Annotated in this window: 16 protein-coding genes; all 16 read right to left on the reverse strand. The window is 72.1% G+C overall.

Annotated elements, in window-relative coordinates:
• Nucleotides 1–32: 32 nt before the first annotated feature.
• On the reverse strand, nucleotides 33–332 hold the full coding sequence (locus IEW13_RS12450) for a YggT family protein (protein ID WP_188551243.1): 300 nt from the start codon (nucleotides 330–332) through the stop codon (nucleotides 33–35).
• A 98-nt stretch (nucleotides 333–430) separates the two neighbouring features.
• Nucleotides 431–937 (reverse strand): cell division protein SepF, encoded by a 507-nt coding sequence (locus IEW13_RS12455; RefSeq protein ID WP_188551244.1) that lies wholly within the window; start codon nucleotides 935–937, stop codon nucleotides 431–433.
• A 114-nt stretch (nucleotides 938–1,051) separates the two neighbouring features.
• The gene (gene pgeF, locus IEW13_RS12460; RefSeq protein ID WP_188551245.1) at nucleotides 1,052–1,813 is read right to left on the reverse strand and encodes a peptidoglycan editing factor PgeF; all 762 of its coding nucleotides are present in this window, start codon (nucleotides 1,811–1,813) and stop codon (nucleotides 1,052–1,054) included.
• An 11-nt stretch (nucleotides 1,814–1,824) separates the two neighbouring features.
• Entirely contained in the window at nucleotides 1,825–3,015 is a 1,191-nt protein-coding gene (gene ftsZ, locus IEW13_RS12465; RefSeq protein ID WP_188551246.1) for a cell division protein FtsZ, read from the reverse strand.
• Nucleotides 3,016–3,156: 141 nt separating this feature from the next.
• Nucleotides 3,157–3,894, reverse strand: a complete 738-nt coding sequence (locus IEW13_RS12470) for a cell division protein FtsQ/DivIB (RefSeq protein WP_188551247.1) — start codon at nucleotides 3,892–3,894, stop codon at nucleotides 3,157–3,159.
• Between the two features lie 70 nt (nucleotides 3,895–3,964).
• On the reverse strand, nucleotides 3,965–5,380 hold the full coding sequence (gene murC, locus IEW13_RS12475) for a UDP-N-acetylmuramate--L-alanine ligase (protein ID WP_188551248.1): 1,416 nt from the start codon (nucleotides 5,378–5,380) through the stop codon (nucleotides 3,965–3,967).
• The gene (gene murG, locus IEW13_RS12480; RefSeq protein ID WP_188551249.1) at nucleotides 5,381–6,508 is read right to left on the reverse strand and encodes an undecaprenyldiphospho-muramoylpentapeptide beta-N-acetylglucosaminyltransferase; all 1,128 of its coding nucleotides are present in this window, start codon (nucleotides 6,506–6,508) and stop codon (nucleotides 5,381–5,383) included.
• Nucleotides 6,505–7,782: an FtsW/RodA/SpoVE family cell cycle protein gene (locus tag IEW13_RS12485; protein WP_188551250.1), complete on the reverse strand. Its 1,278-nt coding sequence runs from the start codon at nucleotides 7,780–7,782 to the stop codon at nucleotides 6,505–6,507. Before IEW13_RS12485 ends, murG begins: the two co-directional genes overlap by 4 nt.
• The gene (murD, locus tag IEW13_RS12490) at nucleotides 7,779–9,329 is read right to left on the reverse strand and encodes a UDP-N-acetylmuramoyl-L-alanine--D-glutamate ligase (protein ID WP_188551251.1); all 1,551 of its coding nucleotides are present in this window, start codon (nucleotides 9,327–9,329) and stop codon (nucleotides 7,779–7,781) included. Before murD ends, IEW13_RS12485 begins: the two co-directional genes overlap by 4 nt.
• A complete protein-coding gene (gene mraY, locus IEW13_RS12495; RefSeq protein ID WP_188551252.1) occupies nucleotides 9,326–10,411 on the reverse strand; it encodes a phospho-N-acetylmuramoyl-pentapeptide-transferase in 1,086 nt (361 codons plus the stop codon). Before mraY ends, murD begins: the two co-directional genes overlap by 4 nt.
• Entirely contained in the window at nucleotides 10,408–11,889 is a 1,482-nt protein-coding gene (locus IEW13_RS12500; RefSeq protein ID WP_188551253.1) for a UDP-N-acetylmuramoyl-tripeptide--D-alanyl-D-alanine ligase, read from the reverse strand. The genes mraY and IEW13_RS12500 overlap by 4 nt, the downstream gene beginning before the upstream one ends.
• Before the next feature lie 14 nt (nucleotides 11,890–11,903).
• A complete protein-coding gene (locus IEW13_RS12505) occupies nucleotides 11,904–13,424 on the reverse strand; it encodes a UDP-N-acetylmuramoyl-L-alanyl-D-glutamate--2,6-diaminopimelate ligase (RefSeq protein WP_188551254.1) in 1,521 nt (506 codons plus the stop codon).
• Nucleotides 13,421–15,577, reverse strand: a complete 2,157-nt coding sequence (locus tag IEW13_RS12510) for a peptidoglycan D,D-transpeptidase FtsI family protein (RefSeq protein WP_229745136.1) — start codon at nucleotides 15,575–15,577, stop codon at nucleotides 13,421–13,423. Before IEW13_RS12510 ends, IEW13_RS12505 begins: the two co-directional genes overlap by 4 nt.
• 44 nt (nucleotides 15,578–15,621) lie before the next feature.
• Nucleotides 15,622–16,260, reverse strand: coding sequence for a cell division protein FtsL (gene ftsL, locus IEW13_RS12515; protein ID WP_188551255.1), 639 nt, complete (start codon nucleotides 16,258–16,260; stop codon nucleotides 15,622–15,624).
• Nucleotides 16,257–17,312, reverse strand: coding sequence for a 16S rRNA (cytosine(1402)-N(4))-methyltransferase RsmH (gene rsmH, locus IEW13_RS12520; protein ID WP_188551256.1), 1,056 nt, complete (start codon nucleotides 17,310–17,312; stop codon nucleotides 16,257–16,259). The genes ftsL and rsmH overlap by 4 nt, the downstream gene beginning before the upstream one ends.
• 255 nt (nucleotides 17,313–17,567) lie before the next feature.
• Entirely contained in the window at nucleotides 17,568–17,999 is a 432-nt protein-coding gene (gene mraZ, locus IEW13_RS12525; RefSeq protein ID WP_188551257.1) for a division/cell wall cluster transcriptional repressor MraZ, read from the reverse strand.
• Between the last annotated feature and the right edge of the window lie 7 nt (nucleotides 18,000–18,006).

Below are 18,006 nucleotides of genomic sequence, written 5' to 3' on the forward strand. Positions count from 1 at the left end.
TTACAGTACCGTAATCAGCCTCGAATGTCCCACTACGCCATCGACCCTGCCACCTGGATCAATACCGTGCTGACGATGTTGATCAAGAGGATCAACACGATGAACGCGAGGTCCAGGCTGATTCGCCCCAGACGCAGCGGCGGAATGAAACGACGCAGAAAGCGCAGCGGCGGATCGGTGACGGTGAACACGAACTCGCATATCACCAGGACGATGCCGGTCGGCCGCCAATCCCGCGAGAGAATCTGGATCAGGTCGATGATGACTCGCGCGATCAGGACGTAGAAATACAGGTTGAGCAGCGCGACTGCCAGCAGGAGCAGCAGACCCATTCAGTTCCTTTCCAGCGTGGGCCCGGGTGGGCGGGGCACGACACCGCCGCCTTCACGGCGGCACGCACGGTGACCGTGCGGCGTCAAGTCTAGCCGGATCAGCTCTGATTGAAGAAACTGGCCTGGGCGTCGGGCTCGGCGGCATCGGAGCTTCCGACCTCGATGTACTCCGGGGTGAGCAGGAACACCTTGGCGGTGACCCGTTCGATCGAGCCCCGCAGGCCGTAGATCAGGCCGGCGGAGAAGTCCACCAGGCGTTTGGCATCGGCGTCGCCCATATCGGAGAGGTTGATGATGACCGGGATGCCGTCGCGGAAGGCCGAGCCGATGGCCTTGGCGTCGTTGTAGCTGGTCGGGTGGATCGTCACGATCCGGCGCAGCTCGCCCTCGGGCGCCTCGTCGAGCGGCGGCAGCGGAGCGCTGCGCAGCGGGGTGACCTCGGCCGGGCGCTGCTCCGAGCCGGCCTCGTCGTACTGCTCGTAGTCGTCCTCGTAGTCCATCTCCGGCGCCTCGTCGTACTGATCGTAGTCCCGGCCCTGGGGCTGGGCGCGATCATCGTCGGACAGGCCGAGGAAGACCATCGTCTTGTGCAGCGAGCTTGCCATGAGTGCTCCTGGTGGGAAGTTGCGTAACCTGTGCCTCGAATCTATCGCAGGAGGCAGGTCGCGGACGGACAAGGCGCCCGGTGTGTCGCCCGCCTACCGCGGCCGGCGTCCGTTCTAGTGCTCCAGCCAGATCACCGCGGCCTGGCGCCCGGTCGTGCCCTCCCGGCGGTGGGAGAACAGCGCGGCGTCCTCCACGGTACAGTGCCGGGACCAGCGCAGCGGGACCCCGTGGCGGGTGAGCTGCTCGGCCACGCCGCCGGCGACGTCGATGGCGGGGGTCCCCTCCCAGGTGACGGATGCGCAGACCGGCTCGATCCCGGCGGCCTCCTCCCGCATCGCAGCGGGCACCTCGTAGCAGCGCGGGCAGACGGTCGGGCCGATCACCGCCTCGATCCGCTCGGCGCCCAGGTCGCGCATCGCCGCCACCGTCGCCGGCACCACGCCCGCCAGCATCCCCGGGCGGCCGGCGTGCGCGGCGCCGATCACCCCGGCGGCCGGGTCGGCCAGCAGGACCGGCGCGCAGTCGGCGGTGAGGATCGTCAGCCGGACGTCGCTGCGCGCGGCGACCACCGCATCGGCCTCGCGCAGGGACGAGGTGAGCTCGTCAGAGGCCAGCAGCGCGTCGTCGGCGAGTGCGACCCGCGCGCCGTGCACCTGCCGGAGGAAGACGAACGACTCCGGCGTCGCGCCGAGCGCCTGAGCCAGCAGGGCGCGGTTCTGCGCCACCGCGGTCTCCTGGTCTCCCACGTGCCGGGCCAGGTTGAAGTCGTAGGGATCTTCGGAGTAACCGCCGTGGCGGTCCGTGAAAGCGATATGTGCCCGGCCCCGGCCGGAGTTCCCTCCGGCGGGACCGAGCACATAGCGGTCGAGCAGCATGGGTTACGTCGTCACTTCAGGAAGTCCGGGATGTCCAGATCCCGCAGATCCCGGCGGCTGCGCTCCTCCGGCAGCGACTCCGGCACGTCCTCGTCACGGCCGGTCTCCCCCGCGCCCGGCTGCGCCTGCGGGTCGATGCCCGGGGCCGGCGCCTCGGTGGAGGCCGGCACCGGCGCGATCACCGGGATGGTGCCGCTGCTGTGATCCTGCGTGGTGCTCTGCGGGAGCGTCTGCTGCGCCTGGTGGGCTTCCTGCTCGCCCGCGTCGAAACCGGCGGCGATGACCGTCACCCGGACCTCGTCGCCCAGATCGTCGTCGATGACGGCGCCGAAGATGATGTTCGCCTCCGGGTGCGAGGCCTCCTGCACCAGGCGGGCGGCCTCGTTGATCTCGAACAGGCCCAGGTCGCTGCCGCCCTGAACCGAGATGAGCACGCCGTGGGCGCCGTCGATGCTGGCCTCCAGCAGCGGGGAGGCGATGGCCGCCTCGGCCGCCTGCATGGCGCGGTCCTCGCCGCGGGCGGCGCCGATCCCCATCAGGGCGGTGCCGGCGTCCTGCATGACCGACTTCACATCGGCGAAGTCGAGGTTGATCAGGCCCGGGGTGGAGATCAGATCGGTGATGCCCTGCACACCCGAGCGCAGCACCTCGTCCGCGGACTGGAAGGCCTCCAGCACCGAGACGTTGCGGTCCGAGATGGACAGCAGCCGGTCGTTCGGGATGACGATGAGGGTATCGACCTCTTCCTTCAGCGCCGCGATGCCGGCCTCGGCCTGGGCGGCGCGGCGGCGTCCCTCGAAGGTGAAGGGCCGGGTCACGACGCCGATGGTGAGCGCGCCGAGGGAGCGGGCCACGCGGGCCACGACGGGCGCGGCGCCGGTGCCGGTGCCGCCGCCCTCGCCTGCGGTGACGAAGACCATGTCGGCGCCGGCGAGGACCTCGCGCAGCTCGTCCTCGTGGTCCTCCGCGGCTTTGCGGCCGACCTCGGGATCGGCGCCGGCGCCCAGGCCCCGGGTGGTCTCCTTGCCGATCTCCAGCTTGATGTGGGCATCGGACATCAGGAGCGCCTGCGCGTCGGTGTTGATCGCAATGAACTCCACGCCGCCCAGGCCGACATCGATCATGCGCTGGACGGCGTTCACGCCGCCGCCGCCGGTGCCGGCGACCTTGATATCAGCCCCGGACTGTGGGAATTCAGCCAAGTCGGTTTCCTCTTTCGACGCATCGGGGCCGGCAGGTCTTCGAGGGACCTGGGCCGATAGTGCATTGCAGTGTGCTTGAAACGCTATTGCAGGGTCCGGGCCGGCGCAACAACCCGCCCGGCGTGTCCGAGCAGCGGCTGCTCAACCCGTGGTGACGGGCGTCCCGGGCCTGCTGACATCGATCGTCTCCGGTTCGCGCTCCAGCAGCATCAGCGTGACCTCCGCCTTGAGCTCGCCGTCCTCGGCGCCGCCCCAGTGCACCACGGTGCCGTCGTCCAGGGTGAGCTCCACCCGGTCCGGCGCCGGGGCGGCGATGCCGGTCACCCGCTCCCGGAGTTCCTGCGGCAGCGCGCCGACGATGCGGACCACGGCCGCGACCGCCTCGCCGTCCCCGCTGCCGGAGGCGATGCCGATCCGCGGCAGGTCCTGGTCCTCCTCGCCGGGCTCGCCGAGGGAGCTGCCGTGCGCGTCGACCAGGAATTCGCTGCCGCCGGACTCGATCAGCGCCACCGGGACTTTCTCCCGGAGGGTCACGCGCAGCGCCCTGGGCCCGGCGTAGGAGATCTCGGCACGGTCGACGGCCGGTTCGGAGTCGAGGACGTCCTGGGCGATCCGGCCCAGCGGCAGGCGCGGCAGCGGCGTCCCGGCGTACCCGTCCAGGATGGACTGCTCCACTGCTCCGGCGTCGGCGCGGCCGGCACCGGTGACGCGGACCTGCTCCAGGCGCAGCAGCGGCGAGAACCAGGCGACGGCGGCCAGCGCCAGCAGCACCACCAGGACGCCGGCGGCGATCAGCCACCGGCGCCATCGGCGGCGACGGCGCTCCAGGATCCGCCCGGTGAGGTTGGCCGGCTCCCCCGGCCCGATCTGCTCGGCCACGTCTGCTTGGCTCCCGTCGTCCTGGTACGTCCTGCTATGTCCCGGTGCCCCGGCACCTCCTCCCGGCCGCTCAGCCGAGGGCTTTGAGGACCTCCGGGCCCAGCACGGTGACATCGCCGGCACCGATGGTCAGGACGACGTCGCCGGGCTGCGCCAGGCCGGCCACCTGCCCGGCGGCGTCGAGGAAGGACGGCTGGAAGTGCCTCCGGTCCTCCGGCAGGTCCACCCGGTCGGCGATCACGGCGCCGGTCACGCCGGGCACCGGGTCCTCCCGGGCGGCGTAAATGTCCAGCACCACCACGTGGTCGGCCAGCGAGAGCGCCCGGGCGAACTCCTCGGTGAAGGCCAGGGTGCGGGAGTACAGATGCGGCTGGAACACCGCGATGACCCGCCCTCCGGGCGCCAGCACCCCGCGGGCGGCCTTCAGCACGGCGGTGACCTCAGTGGGGTGGTGGGCGTAATCGTCGTAGACCCGGACGCCGCGGGCCTCGCCGCGCAGCTCGAAGCGCCGCCGGGTGCCGCCGAACAGGGCCAGGCCGGCCAGCACGCGCTCGGACGGCAGGCCGAGCAGATGCCCCACGGAGAAGGCCGCCGCGGCATTGAGCGCATTGTGCGCCCCGGGCTGCTGCAGCTCGACCTCGCCGATCCGCAGTCCGCCGACCACCAGGCCGAAGGTGGCGCCGGTGCTGGAGGACCCCAGGTCGACCACGCGCACATCGCAGTACTCGCCCGTGCCGTAGAGCAGGACCTCGACCCCCGCAGCCCGGGCCCGCTCGGCCACATCCCGGGCACCGGGGTCGTCGCCGCAGGCCACGACGGTGCCGCCGGTGGTGTCGCGCACCCGGAGGCAGAAGGCGTCGAAGGCCTGCACGACGGCCTCGGCGCTGCCGTAGTGATCCAGGTGGTCGGCTTCGACATTGGTGATGACGCCGACGGTGGGCGTGTACAGCAGGAAGGAGCCATCGGATTCGTCCGCCTCGGCGACGAACACGTCCCCCGTGCCGTCCTGGGCGTTGGCACCGGAAGCCGAGAGCACCCCGCCGATAGCGAAGGAGGGGTCGATCCCGCAATGCTGCAGCGCCACGGTGGTCATGGAGGTGGTGGTGGTCTTGCCGTGCGTGCCGGCGATCGCGATGGCGCGCCGTCCCAGCATGAGCGAGGCCAGGGCGGCCGAGCGGTGGATCACCCTTAAGTTCCGCGACCGGGCCGCTGCCAGCTCGGGATTGTCCTCGCGGATGGCCGAGGACACCACGACGGTGTCCGCCTCGCCCAGGTGGGCGGGATCGTGGCCGATGCTCACCTGGGCGCCCAGGCCGCGCAGGACGTCCGCGGCGACGGACTCCTTCGCGTCGGAACCGGATACGGCGATGCCCCTGGAGAGCATGATCCGGGCGATGCCGGACATGCCGGCCCCGCCGATGCCGATGAAGTGGACCCGGCCGAGCTCGGCCGGCGAGACGATGGCTCCGGCGTCCTGCGCGTTCACTTACTCCGCCTTCCTGGTGCGATCGCGGCCACCCGGCCGTCTCCCCTGCTCGATGGCGTCGTCGACCATGTCGGCCAGCCGCTCGTCGGCGTCCCGCATCGGCAGGGTGCCGCTGGCGGCGGTCATGGCCGCCAGCCGCCGGGGGTCCTGCAGCAGCGGCAGGACCAGCTCCGCGACCGTGCGGCCGTCGAAGTCCGCGTCGTCCACCAGCGTGGCGGCACCGGCCTCGACCGCGGACCGGGCGTTCAGGCGCTGCTCGCCGTTGCCGATCGGCAGCGGCACGTAGACGGCGGGCAGGCCCACCGCGGTGACCTCGCTGACGGTGCCCGCCCCGGCCCGGGCGATGATGAGGTCCGCCACGGCATAGACGTCCTCCATCCGGCTGGCGTACTCCAGGACGTGGTAGCGGGGAAGGTCACCGAGCGCCTCGCGCACGGGCTGGTCCTTCCCGGCGCCGGTCAGGTGCACGACCTGGACGCCGGCCGCGGCGATCTGCTCCCGGGCGGCGGCCAGACCCGCATTGAGCCGGGCCGCGCCGAGCGAGCCGCCGGTCACGGCGAGGGTGGGCAGCGCCGGGTCCAGGCCCAGGCGGACGGCGGCCTCCGGACGGGCGGCGGCCCGGTCGAGCTGGGAGATCTCGGTGCGCATCGGCATGCCGATCGGCCGGGCCCCGGACAGCGGAGTGCCCGGGAAGGCGCAGGCGACGTGATCGCTCAGCAGGGCACCGACGCGATTGGCCAGCCCGGGGCGGAAGTTCGCCTCGTGCACCACGATCGGCACCCGCATCGAACGCGCCGCCAGATAGGCCGGGGTGGAGACGTAGCCGCCGACGCCGACCACCGCATCGGCGCCGGACTGCGCGATCAGGCGGCGCATGTCCCTGATGGTGCCGGCGAAGCGCCCCGGGAAGCGCAGCGCCGCGCCGGAGGGCTTGCGCGGCATGGGGACGCGGGCGATCGTGGCGAAGTCGAAACCGGCCTCCGGCACCAGGCGTGCTTCCAGGCCCTCGGCGGTGCCGACCATGAGCACCCGGACGTCCGGATGCCGGCGCCTGAGCGCGCGGCCCAGCGCCAGCATCGGCGAGACGTGTCCGGTGGTGCCCCCGCCCGCGATGACGATGCTGCTCATGAGGGTGTGCTCTCTCGCTTTCGTGCTCGGCGCGCGCTGATGTCGACGGCTCCGCGCGCGCGGGACAGATAACCGGTCAGGGCGGCACGGCCGCCCGCCTCGTGCAGGGCGAAGGACATCACCATCGCCAGCGCGAGGCATGTAGACATCATGGCGGACCCGCCCGCGGAGACCAGCGGCAGCGGCACGCCGATGACGGGCAGCAGGTTCGCCACCACGCCGATGTTGATCGCCGCCTGGCCCACCACCCAGGTGAGCACCGCCGCGGTGGTCACCTTGATGAACATGTCCTGGCTGCGGGCGATCAGCCGGAACATGCCGTAGGCCAGCAGCGCGAACAGCAGCACCACCAGGAGGGTGCCGATGAAGCCGAGTTCCTCGCCGATGATGGCGAAGATGTAGTCGTTGTGCGCCGCCGGCAGCCAGCCCCACTTCTCGCGGCTGGCGCCCAGGCCCTTGCCCGTCCAGCCGCCGGAGGCGAGGGCGAACAGGCCGTGGTTGGTCTGCCAGTGCGTGCCCATGGGGTCGTGGGCGGGGTCGTCGGCGCCGACCAGGAGCGACTGGATGCGGTGCATCCGGTTGGGACTGGTCAGCACGAAGAACAGCACGCCGGCGGCGAGCACGCTCACCAGGCCGATGAGCATCCGCAGGGGCGTCCCGGCGGCGAAGAACGCGCCCAGTCCCAGCAGCACGACGATCATCGCGGTGCCCAGGTCCTCGCTGGAGACCATGATGACGCCGAGCATCAGCAGGAAGCCGCCGACCGGGAAGAGGAAGCCCTTCCAGGTGCTCAGCCGCTGCCGCTGGTGGCCGACTACGAAACCGAGCCACAGGGCGAGACCGAATTTGGCGAACTCGGCCGGCTGCAGCGTCGTGAAGCCCAGGCTGATCCAGCCGGAGTTGCCGCCGGCTGAGACACCCAGGCCGGGCACCAGCGGGAGGAACTGCGAGCCGAGCGCCACCACCATCACCAGGTACGCCAGCCGCCGCCAGCCGGTGGGCGGCAGCAGCATCGCCACGACCGCCAGCGGGATGGTGGCGGCCAGCGCGATCAGCTGCCCGCGCGCGGTGCCGAAGGAGGATCCGGACTGGGTGAAGTCGAACACGGAGGACGCCGAGAGCACCATCATCAGGCCGATGCCCACGAGCGCGGCCGTCGCGGCGAGCAGGATCCAGAAGGTCGCGATGGGCTGGTCGAGCAGTTCCCGCAGCCGTCCGCGCGCCGGCGCCGTGAGGGCGCCGGGGTCCAGATCCTCCCGCGTCGAGGCCATCATCCGCCCCCGTGCGGCTCGTGCGCCTCACCGCCGCGCTGGCGGGCGCGGACGGCGCGGTGGAACTCGTCCCCGCGCTGAGCGTAGTCGCGGAACTGGTCCATGGAGGCCGCCGCCGGGGCCAGCAGCACGGTGTCCCCGGCCGCGGCGAGCTCTGCCGCGCGCTGCACGGCGGCGTCCATCACGGCGGGACCGGCGGCGTGCTCGATCCTGGCCACGGGAACGTCCAAGCCGGCCTCGGCGATGCCGTCTCGCAGGGGCGCCGGATCGGCGCCGATCAGCACCACGGCCTTGATCCGGTCCGCGTGGCGGCGGACCAGGTCCGCGTACCGGGCGCCTTTGGCCAGCCCGCCGGCGATCCAGACGATCGAGTCGAAGGATCCCAGGGAGGCGTCGGCGGCATGCGGATTGGTGGCCTTGGAGTCGTCGACCCACCGGACGCCGCCGGCCTCGGCCACGGTCTCCAGGCGGTGGGCGCCGGGCCGGTAGGCGCGCAGGCCGTCGCGGACCGCACCGGCGGGGACGCCGATGCTGCGGGCCAGGGCGGCGGCGGCCAGGGCGTTGGCGATCTGGTGCAGCGGCGGCGCCTGGCCGGGCATGCCGGCCGCCAGAGCCACATCCGCCAGGCTGCCCAGTTCGGCGGCGGCCTTGTGGCGGTTGGGCAGATAGGCACGGTCCACCAGGAGGTCCTCGATCACGCCGAGCTCTCCGACCCGGGGGGCGCCGGTGGAGAACCCGATGGCACGGGCGCCGGCGATCACATCGGCCTGCTCGACCATGCGCAGCGTGGCCTCGTCGTGACGGTTGTACACGCAGGCGTTCTGCACGTGCTCGTAGGCGCGGGCCTTGTCCTCGGCGTAGCCCTCGCGGCCGCCGTGCCAGTCGAGGTGGTCGTCGTCGAGGTTGAGGCACACGGCGGCGTGCGCGGACATGGAACGCTGCCAGTGCAGCTGGAAGCTGGCCAGCTCGATGCACAGCACCTCGAGGCTGTCGTCGAGCACCGCTTCCAGCAGAGGGGCGCCGATGTTGCCGCAGGCACGCGTGCGCAGGCCCGCGGCGCTCACCATCGACTCCAGCATCCCGGTCACCGTGGTCTTGCCGTTGGTGCCGGTCACCACCAGCCAGGGGGCGGCATCGGCGCCGCGCACGTGCCAGGCCAGTTCGACCTCGCCCCAGACCGGGATTCCCCGCGCGAAGGCTTCCTGCACCAGCGGCGAGTCCGGCCGCCAGCCCTGGGAGACGATGAGCAGATCGGGTGCGCCGGCGTCGCCGAACTCCGGCAGCGCGCGCACGGTGTCCGGTCCGCGGCGCACCTGGGCCCCGAGGACCTCGAGCAGGGAGATGCGATCGGTGAGGTCACGGGTCTCGTCCGCGTCGACGACGATCACCTCCGCCCCGCGCTCGGCCAGGTGGACCGCGCAGGGGAACCCCGAGACGCCGAGGCCGGCCACGACGGCGCGCAGCCCGGCCAGGGAGCTGCTGGGCCCCTGGATCCGGGCGGTGGCGTCGTTCTGGGCGGCGATGGTGCCGGCGGGGTTCGCGGGGTTCACAGCCGGGCCACCCACTCCCCGTAGAACAGGGCCGCGCCGGCGATCGCGAACAGGCCGGCGATGATCCAGAACCGGACCACGATGGTCACCTCGGCCCAGCCTTTGAGCTCGAAGTGGTGCTGCAGCGGCGCCATCCGGAACACGCGCTTGCCGGTGGTCTTGAAGGAGGCCACCTGGATGAGCACGCTCAGGGTGATGATGACGAACAGCCCGCACAGCACGATCAGCAGCAGCTGGGTGCGGCTGAGGATGGCGATGCCGGCGACGGCGCCGCCGAAGGCCAGGGAACCGGTGTCGCCCATGAAGATCTTCGCCGGGGAGGTGTTCCACCACAGGAAGCCGAACGCCGCGCCGGCCATGGCAGCGGCGACCATCGCCAGGTCCCGCGGGTCGCGGACCATGTAACAGGCGCTCTCCACCGCGCGGGGCACATCGCAGCCCTGGGTGTGCTGCCACGAGGTGATGAGCACATAGGCGCCGAGCACCATCACGGAGGCGCCGGTCGCCAGGCCGTCGAGGCCGTCGGTGAGGTTCACCGCGTTGGAGGCTGCGGTGATGATGAGGTTGGCCCAGACGACGAACAGGATGAGCCCGACGAGGCCGCCGGCGAAGGCCAGGTCCAGGGGCAGATCGCGGACGAAGGAGATCGCGGTGGAGGCGGGGGTGAGCCCGTCCTCGTCGCGGAATTGCAGGGCGCCGATGGCGAAGGTGATGCCGACGAAGCCCTGGCCGATGATCTTCTGGTAGGCGCGCAGGCCCAGGGACCGCTGCTTCTTGACCTTGATGAAGTCGTCCAGGAAGCCGACCAGGCCCAGGCCCGTGACGAGCCACAGCACGAGCATGCCGGAGACGGTCGGCGCCGAGCCTGTCGCCAGGTGCGCGCCGAGGTAGCCCAGGATGGTGGCGGCGATGATGACGACGCCGCCCATGGTGGGTGTGCCGCGTTTGGTGGCGTGCGAGGTGGGCCCGTCGTCTCGGATGAACTGGCCGTAGCCGTGCCGGACGAGGACCTTGATGAACTGCGGCGTGCCCACGAAGGTGAGCAGCAGCGCGATGCAGCAGGCGAGGAGGATGGCGATCATGACGCGGTCGTGACTCCTGCGATCTCGTCGCCGAGAAGGCGCAGCCCGGCGTCATGGGAGGACTTGAACAGGACGAGGTCGCCGGGCTGGAGCTCGGCCTGGAGCAGATCGCGGGCCTCCGCGATCGTCGCGACCCAGGCGGCCTCGTGACCCCAGGATCCCTCGAGGTTGGCGGCGGTGTAGATGGGCTTGGCGCCCTCCCCCACGGCGATGGTGCGGGTGATGTTGAGCCGGACCACGAGCTCGCCGAGGTCGGCGTGGGCCTGGCGGGAGGATTCGCCGAGATCGAGCATCTCGCCGAGCACCGCGAAGGTGCGGCGAGGCGGGTTCTCCGCGTCGCCCCGGCCCATCGCGGCGAGCGTCTTGAGCGCCGAGCGCATCGAGTCGGGATTGGCGTTGTAGGCGTCGTTGATGACGGTGACGCCCTCGGGCGAGTCGATCAGCTCCATCCGCCAGCGGCTGGCGGCGCCGGACGTCGCCAGGGTGGTGGCGATCGTCTTGGCCGGCACGCCGCAGGCACGTGCCGCCGAGGCGGCGGCGAGCGCGTTGTACACGTGATGCTCGCCCAGCAGCGCCAGGCGGACGTGCTGGGGCTCCTCGCCGGGCAGTTCCAGGGTGAAGGCGCTGCGCCCGCTGGCATCGGAGACGGCGTCCGAGGCGGTGACGATCTCGTCGCCCTCGCGCGCGGCCTGCGGCAGGGTCCCGCGGGTGGAGAACCAGGTGACGCGCACGCCGGGCTGCAGCGCGTCCCGCATGGCGGCGACGCGGTGGTCATCGGCGTTGAGCACGGCGGTGCCGCCGGCGATGAGCGATTCGACCAGCTCGGACTTCGCCCGGGCGGTGTTCTCGACGGAGCCGAAGGCGCCGCTGTGGGCGGAGCCGACGTTCAGCTCCACGCCGATGTCGGGGCGTACGAGCGAGGTGAGGTAGGCGAGGTTGCCGATGCTGCGGGCGCCCATCTCCAGCACCAGGAAGCGGGTGTCCTCGCCGGCGCGCAGCGCGGTCAGCGGCACGCCGACCTCGTTGTTGTAGGAGTTCGGCGGCCAGATGGTCTCGCCCTGGGAGGAGAGCAGATCGGCGATGAGGTCCTTGGCGGTGGTCTTGCCCGCGGAGCCGGTGATGCCGATGACGGTGAGCGCGCCGTCGCCGGCTGCGCGCAGCGCCTCCACATTCGCGCGGGCCAGCTGGCCCAGGGCGACGGTGGCGTCGTCCACCCGGACGGTCGGCAGGGGCCTGCCCTCCAGGCTGGGCACCTGTTCGGCGATGACGAGGGCGGCGCCGGCCTCCACGGCCGCGCCGGCGAAGGTGATGCCGTCGAATCGCTCGCCGCGCCGGGCGACGTAGATGTCCCCGGGAGTCACCTCCCGGGAGTCGGTGACGACCCCGCCGGTGAGGGGGGTTTCGGGGCCCTCGGGGCCCAGGCCGATCAGCTCGCCGTTGACGGCGGCTGCGATCTCGCGTGCTGAGAAGTGCTTCATGACAACCCCGAACTTTACCGTCTCGGCGGGTAGCGTCGTGCCGCGGCACGACGGGTCTCGGTCCGGTCGTCGAAGGGCACCACGCGGTCCCCGAGGTCCTGGCCGTGCTCATGTCCCTTGCCGGCCACGAGCACGGTGCCGTGCCGCCCGGCGGCCTGCAGCGCCGCGTCGATTGCGGCCTCACGGGGGACGATCTCCTCGATCCGCTGGGCCCGTCGCTGGGCCTCGGGCACGCCGCGGGCGCCGCCGAGGACGGAGGCGCGGATGGCCGCGGGATCCTCCGAGCGAGGGTTGTCGTCGGTGACGATCACCACATCCGCGCCGCGCGTGGCGGCCTCGCCCATGCCGGGCCGTTTGCCCGGGTCCCGTTCGCCGCCGGCGCCCAGGACGATCACGAGCGGCCGGCCGGCTTCGCCCAGCGAGCCGAGCGCCTTGCCGATCGCATCGGGCGTATGGGAGTAGTCCACCAGCGCCAGCGGCTGGTCCCAGACTTTCTCCATGCGGCCGGGCACCACCACGTCGAGCCGGGCGGCGGCCGCGACGATCCGGTCCCAGCCGAAACCGAGGTCCCGGGCCAGGAGCATGGCGGTGGCGGTGTTGACGAGGTTGAAGGCCCCCGGCAGCGGCGAGCGCGCCGCCCAGCTGCCCTGGGCGCCGTGCAGGGTGAATCCCTGCGGGTCGCCCGGATCGGCCTCGACCCGGTAGTCGGCCCGGGTGCCTGCGTCCGGCGCCTCTGCCTCCGCGCTGAGGGTCACCACGGGGATCCGGGCCTCGCGTGCCAGCCGCTGCCCCCAGGCGTCGTCGATCACCACGACCCCGCGGTCCGCCCGTTCCGGGGCGAACAGCATCGCCTTGGCCTGGAAGTAGTCCTCCATGTCCGGGTGGAAGTCCAGGTGGTCCTGGCTGAGGTTGGTGAACGCCACGGCCCGGTAGCGCAGCCCGTCGACGCGGTGCTGGGCCAGGGCGTGGGAGGAGACCTCCATGCTGCAGGAGGTCACGCCGGCCTCGCGCATCCGCCGCATCAGGGCGTGGAGTTCGGCGGCCTCGGGCGTGGTGCGGACGCTGCCGGCCTCCTCGTCGCCGATGCGGGTGGCCACGGTGCCGATCAGCCCGGTGGTCTCCCCCAGGGCGCGCAGCAGTCCGTCCAGCAAGTACGCCGTGGAGGTCTTGCCATTGGTCCCGGTGATCCCGGCCAGGCGCGGCCGGTCCGGATCGGTGCCGTAGACGTCCCGGGCGATGCCGCCGACGACGGCGCGCGGCGAGTCCACCACGATGACGGGCACCCGTGCCAGTCCTCGTTCCTCGGCGCGGCGCAGGCCCTCGGCGTCGGTCAGGACGGCGAGAGCGCCAGAGCCGAGAACCTGCTCCAGGAAGTCGATGCCGTGGAACCGGCTGCCCGGCAGCGCCGCGTAGAGACTGCCCTCGCCGGCGAGCCTGGAGTCCTGGGCTACAGAGGCGGGCCGGGCGTCCCAGTCGCCCGTCCCGGCGGCGGTGCCGCCGAGGTTCGCGCGGATCTCCTCGAGCGTGGGCCTCACTGTCCGCCTCCCCCTGTGCTGTCGGTCGATGTGGTGTTCCCGGGCTCCTCGGTGTCGCCGGCGCCGGCGCCGTCGCCGCCTTGGTTCTCAGTACCGGTGCCGCCGGGCTCCTCGGCGTCGGTCTCCTGGCTGGCGCTGCGGCCCTCACGCGGGTAGATGTCCGGTTCGCCCTCCGAGGGCGAGATGCCCAGGCTGCGCAGGCTGTAGGCCATCACCTGCTGGAACAGCGGCGCGGCGGCCTGACCGCCGTAGAAGTTCTTCTGCGGCCGCTGGACGATCACCGAGACGACGATCTCCGGGTCGTCGATGGGAGCGGCGCCGATGAAGGTCGCGGTGTAGCCGTCGTAGCCCCCGGTCTCGGATGGGGCCTGGGCGGTGCCGGTCTTGCCGCCGACCCGGTAGCCCGGGATCCTGGCGCTGCGACCGGTGCCCTCCTCCACCACGCCTTCGAGGATCTTGCGCATCTCCTCGACGGTGTCCTGGCCGACCACCCGGGTGCCCTCGTCGCGCGGCAGCGACGTGGTCGTGCCGTCGGGGGCGACCTCGCTGTCCACCAGCCGCAGGTCCCGGTGCACGCCGTCGCCGACCAGCGTCGTCATCGCGTTGGCGTTCTGCAGGCTGGTCGCGGTCATGCCCTGGCCGAACATGACGGCGTAGGCGGTGCGGCCGTCCCAGTCCTCGGGGGTGTGCAGGATGCCTGCGGTCTCACCGGGGAAGCCGATGCCGGAGGGCTGCCCGAAGCCGAACGCGCGCAGGTAGTCGTAGCGCTGCTGCGTGGTCAGCTGCTGGCCGGCCTGCAGGGTGCCGGTGTTGGAGGAGTCCATCATGATGCCGGCGAAGGTCAGCCGTTCTTCCGGGTGGTCGCTGGAGTCGCGGAACCGCTCGCCGTTGGGGGCTTCCCAGCGGTCGGCCACATCGTACTCGGTCAGCGGGGTGACCAGGTCCTCTTCCAGGAGCGCGGCGGCGGTGACGATCTTGGCGGTCGAGCCCGGCTCGACGCTGGCCTCGAAGATGCGGGAGGACAGATCGGCGTCCGGGCTGGCGGCGGGGTTGTTCGGATCCAGGTAGGGCGCCTCCGCGGCGGCCAGGATCCGGCCGCTCTTGACCTCGTTGACGATCACGGTGGCCCATTCGGCCCGGTGCTCCCGTACCGTCGCGGCGGCCTGCTGCTGCGCGTAGAGCTGGATGTTCGGGTCGATGGTGGTCTGGATGGAGGCTCCGTCGACGGGCGGCTGGGTGTTCGAGTCGCCGAGCGGGATGAGCTGGCCGTTCTGGGCCCGCTCGTACTGCTGGGTGCCGTCGGTGCCGGTGAGCAGTTCGTCGTAGGCGATCTCCAGGCCGGCCAGCGGCGTGCCCTCCTGGTTGTAGTAGCCGACCATATTGCCGGCGACCGCTCCGGCCGGGTAGCTGCGGACCTGGTACTTCTCGCTGGTGATGCCGACCACGCCGAGTTCGCGCACGGCGTCCCAGACCTGCGAGGTGACTCCCCGGGCCAGCACGGAGTAGCGGCCGTCGCGCTCGAGCATCGGCAGCAGGGTCTCCGGCGTCGTCTCCAGCACGGGCGCCAGCGCCTCGGCTGCGCCCCGGGCGCCGGTGATCTCCCCGTCCTCGTCCCGGTATCCGGCCACGTTCACCGGATCGGCGACGATGCGGTAGCGGTCCACCGACTCAGCCAGCACCGTGCCGTCGGCGGCCAGGATCCGGCCGCGCTCGGCCGGCAGGGTCACGGTGCGCAGCCGCTCTTCGAGGGCACGCTGGGCCAGGGCCATGGTGTCCAGTCCCTGGATCCGGACGAGCTGTCCCACCAGCAGAGCCAGGATGGCGATGCTGGCGGCCGCCATCCACCACAGGCGGCGGCGCGGCTCGCCCACCCGCGGGGCGAACCGGCGCGGCGGGGCGGGCGGTTCCTGCGGCGGGCGCGTCCCCGGCGACCGGCGTTTCGGCGCGGCCTTCCGGGGTTCGCGCGCCGTCCCGGCGTCCCGGCGTCGCGCGGAACCGGGTGCCTGCCCCGCGCTCTGGGCGCGGGAGACGTTCGCCGTCCGGCCGGTGTTCTGCGTCCGGGTGCCCTGGCGCCGGGTGCTGGAGGCTCCCGGCCGGGGCTGCCGTGCGTTCCCGCCGTTCGGCGTTCGACGGTCCTTCTGAGCGCGGGCCACAGTGCCGACTGTACCGGCGGTGCCGCCGCGCGGGCGCGAAGGTGTCATGGCGTGCCGCCGTCCCCCTCGCCGCCTCCGGTCTCCTCTCGGGGCTCCCGCTGCTGGGGCGCGTCGATCTCACGCTGCTGCGGAGGCACGATCTCCTCGCCCGGCGGGTCGTCCGGCAGCGGGTCCGGCTGGCTCTCGACGATCTCCTGACGCTGCGAGGTGCGCAGGTCCGGCCGCTTGTCCTCGCGAATGTCCGCGCGCGGACCCGGGACGGGCTCGCCCGGGGTGGCCGGAACCGTGTTCTGCGGGTCCGGCTCGCTCATCCGGCCGGTCTCCAGGTCGATGTAGATCGGGTTCTGGTCCACCTGCATGCCGAGCTCCTCCGCCGCCTTGGCGACGTTCTGCGGGCTCGACCGGTAAGCCAGATCTTCCTCCAGGTACGCGCGCTCGACGTTCAGCGCGTCGAGTTCCTGCTCCAGGGCCCGGAGCTCGAAGCTCTTCTCGGAGATATGGATCGTCAGCATGAGGAGCCCGACGACCGCCAGCAGCAGCAGGCCGCCCAGGCCGGCGCCGAAGGGCAGCCGGCGGCGGGCGGGCAGCGGCTCGATCAGGGAGAGCCGGCGCCTGGCGGGCGCCGGTGCGGCACCACCGGCCCGGCGGCGGGCGGGAGCGAGCACCCTGGCCAGATCGCTCATCGGCGTCCCTCCTTCTCCCTGGTCTTACGGACTGCCCGCAGCCGCACGCTGGCGGCCCGGGGGTTCTGCTCGATCTCTTCCACCGGGGCTTTCTCCGCTCCCGGCAGCAGCGGTTCGAGCCACGGCTGCATGTGCTCTGGCACGACCGGCAGTCCCGGGGGCGCCTGCACCTGGGTGCCCTGGGCGTGGGCGCGTTTGACGATGCGGTCCTCCAGCGAGTGGTACGCCATCACGACCTGGACGCCGCCGAGGGTCAGGGCGCCGAGCCCGGCCGGGATCGCGCGCTCGAGGACGTCCAGCTCGCGGTTGACCTCGATGCGCAGCGCCTGGAAGGTGCGTTTGGCGGGATGCCCGCCGTGCTTGCTCTCGGGCAGGACGCGCTGGAGCATGCCAGCCAGCTGACCGGAGGTCTCCCAGGGGCGGTCCCGCCGGTCGGCCACGATCACGGCGGCGATCCGCCGCGCATGCCGCTCCTCGCCGTAATCGCGCAGGATGCGAGTCAGCTCGGCTTCGCTGTAGGTGTTCAGCACCTCGGCGGCGGTGAGGCCGTCGCCGTCCTGGCCGCCGTTCATGCGCATGTCGAGCGCGGTGTCGCGGGCGTAGGAGAAGCCCCGCTCCGGTTCGTCGAGCTGCAGCGAGGAGACCCCCAGGTCGAAGAGCTCCGCATCGGCGCGGCCGAGGCCGAGGTCGTCCAGCACCTCGGGCAGCTCGTCGTAGACGGCGTGCACCAGGTCGATCCGCGCCGTGTGGCCGGCGAGCCGGTCGCCGGCGAGTGCGAGGGCCTCGCGGTCCCGGTCGAGGCCGACCAGGTGGATGTCGGGGTAGCGGTCCAGGGCGGCCTCGGCGTGCCCGCCCATGCCGAGCGTCGCGTCCACGACGACGGGGGTGCGGCCGGCCCGGCGCGCAGCCTCCACGCCATCGCCCAGGAGGGAGACGCAGCGCTCCAGCAGCACGGGGACATGCTTGCCGGCGGCCTCGCTGGCGTGCTCGTCACGCGTGCCGTGCCGGCGGTGCCCGCCATGCGTGCCGTTGCCGCCCCGGTCCTCGCTCATGTGTCTCACCTCACCTTCGCTGCTCGTCGGCGGTCATGCGTTCTGGCCGCCTATCCCGCCCGGACCCGCTCAGTCCGCCGTCCGGGCCGGACTCGCTGTCCCGGCCCGGAGCTGATCGCCCCAGAACCCCGGCCGCGCGGGTAGCGCGTCATGGGCTTCAGCGGCCCTGGCACCGGGGAAGTGTGTCAGGACCACTGGGCTTTGGAACCGGGGAAGAGTCCCAAAACCACCTGCGCGGCCGGGGATCTCGGGCGATCAGAGGATGCCCGGGATCACTTCGTCATCACGTTCGGCGAAGCCTCCTTCGGTCTCGGAGAGGTACCTCTCCCAGGTCGGTGCGTCCCAGATCTCCGCGCGGTTCCCCATGCCGATGACCGCGATGTCACGGTCCAGCCCGGCATAGCGGCGCAGGATCTGCGGGACGGTGATCCGCCCTTGCTTGTCCGGCGTCTCCGAAGCGGCTCCGGACAAGAAGACGCGGAGGTAGTCGCGTGCCTCTTTCTTCGTCATCGGCGCCTTGCGCATCTCCTCGTGGACGGCTTCGAACTCCCCGAGGGAGAAGAGGGTGAGACAGTGCTCCTGCCCCCGGGTCAGCACTAGGCCGTCCTTGAGTTCTTCGCGGAATTTCGCGGGCAGGATGAGCCGGCCTTTGTCGTCGAGGCGCTGATAGTGCGTCCCCAAGAACATCGGTGTC

The sequence above is a fragment of the Sediminivirga luteola genome (assembly GCF_014639315.1).
In the GTDB taxonomy this organism is placed as follows: domain Bacteria; phylum Actinomycetota; class Actinomycetes; order Actinomycetales; family Brevibacteriaceae; genus Sediminivirga; species Sediminivirga luteola.